Here is a 1,212-nt window from a genome sequence, read left to right as displayed (position 1 = left end):
CTTCGTCGTGGTGGGTGTCCGACGAAGATTTGTGTCCGGCGCTACGCGGCCGGCAGCAATTTCTCCTTCGCAATGGGCAGCGCGTCAAGGAAGGTTTGCATCGGTGTTTTTCCATAGCACCATCGTCCCTGATGCGGGCGCGTTTCGTTGTACGCCGTCACCCAAACATCGAGATCATTCTGCAGCTCGTCGATGGTTCGATAGATCTTCTTGCGGAACGCCACACGATAGAACTCATCGAGCGCGGTTCGATGGAAGCGCTCGCAGATTCCGTTGGTCTGCGGGCTCTTGGTCTTGGTCCGCGTATGATCGATGTCCTCGACGGCGAGATAGAGCTCGTAGTCGTGATGCTCGGGGTTGCCGCAATACTCGGTGCCACGATCCGTCAGCACCCGGTACAGTACAATACCGTGCTCTTCGAAGAACGGCAGCACCCGATCGTTCAGCATCTCCGCCGCGGTGATTGGCGTCTTGCGGTCGTAGAGCTTGGCGAAGACCACCTTGCTGTAGGTATCGATGAAGGTCTGCTGATAGATGCGGCCCACGCCCTTCATGTTGCCGACATAGAAGGTGTCCTGGGCGCCGCAATAGCCGGGACATTCGCTCTCGAACTCGCCGTGGACCTCCTTCTCGGTCTTGGCTTTCTCCAGCGCCACGACCTGAGCTTCGGTGAGGACAAAGCCCTCCTGTGCCATTCTGGCTTCGAGCGCCTTGAGCCGCGTCTTGGTGTTCGCCAGATCGTGGCGCAACCAGACGCCCCGCACACCGAACGGCGAGATCGACAAGCCCTGTTTCTTCAGCTCGTTAGAAACACGCACCTGGCCCCAGGTCGGCTGTTCGATTGCCAGCGCCACCACTGCCGCTTCGATCTCAGGCGCGACACGGTTCTTGAGGATCGGTTTCTTCCGGCTGATCTCGGCAAGCGCCAGCTCGCCGCCTTTGTCGTACAGTTCCTTGAACCGGTAGAAGCTGTCGCGACTATATCCCATCATCTTGCAGGCCTGGCTGACATTGCCCAACTGCTTGGCCAGTTCCAACACCCCGACCTTCGCGCGAATGACTTTCTGCTCTTGTGTCATGGTTGCATCTCCTGTGTGAGACGCTGCGGGGCAGCGCGGGAGCGCCAGTTCGGGTGAGCGCTCCCGCTCGCCCCGCAGCCCATTTCCCCACCAGTCCAAACCATTCTGTCAGATTAAGTCGAGACTTTTACAC

At 59.0% G+C, this 1,212-nt stretch carries 1 protein-coding gene; it reads right to left on the bottom strand.

The window, feature by feature from the left end; genetic code table 11:
* Positions 1 to 41: 41 nt before the first annotated feature.
* The gene (locus CQ13_RS16580) at positions 42 to 1,079 is read right to left on the bottom strand and encodes an IS481 family transposase (protein WP_057843936.1); all 1,038 of its coding nucleotides are present in this window, start codon (positions 1,077 to 1,079) and stop codon (positions 42 to 44) included.
* Positions 1,080 to 1,212 lie beyond the last annotated feature (133 nt).

This window comes from Bradyrhizobium retamae, assembly GCF_001440415.1.
Classification (GTDB): domain Bacteria; phylum Pseudomonadota; class Alphaproteobacteria; order Rhizobiales; family Xanthobacteraceae; genus Bradyrhizobium; species Bradyrhizobium retamae.
Note: the sequence above shows the minus strand (reverse complement) of the source record. Positions and strands in the feature narration are given on the sequence as shown.

What these genes read in the sequence shown, in the direction of transcription:
- CQ13_RS16580 (WP_057843936.1), bottom strand. Translation starts at nt 1,079, where the DNA reads ATGACACAAGAGCAGAAAGTCATTCGCGCGAAGGTCGGGGTGTTGGAA.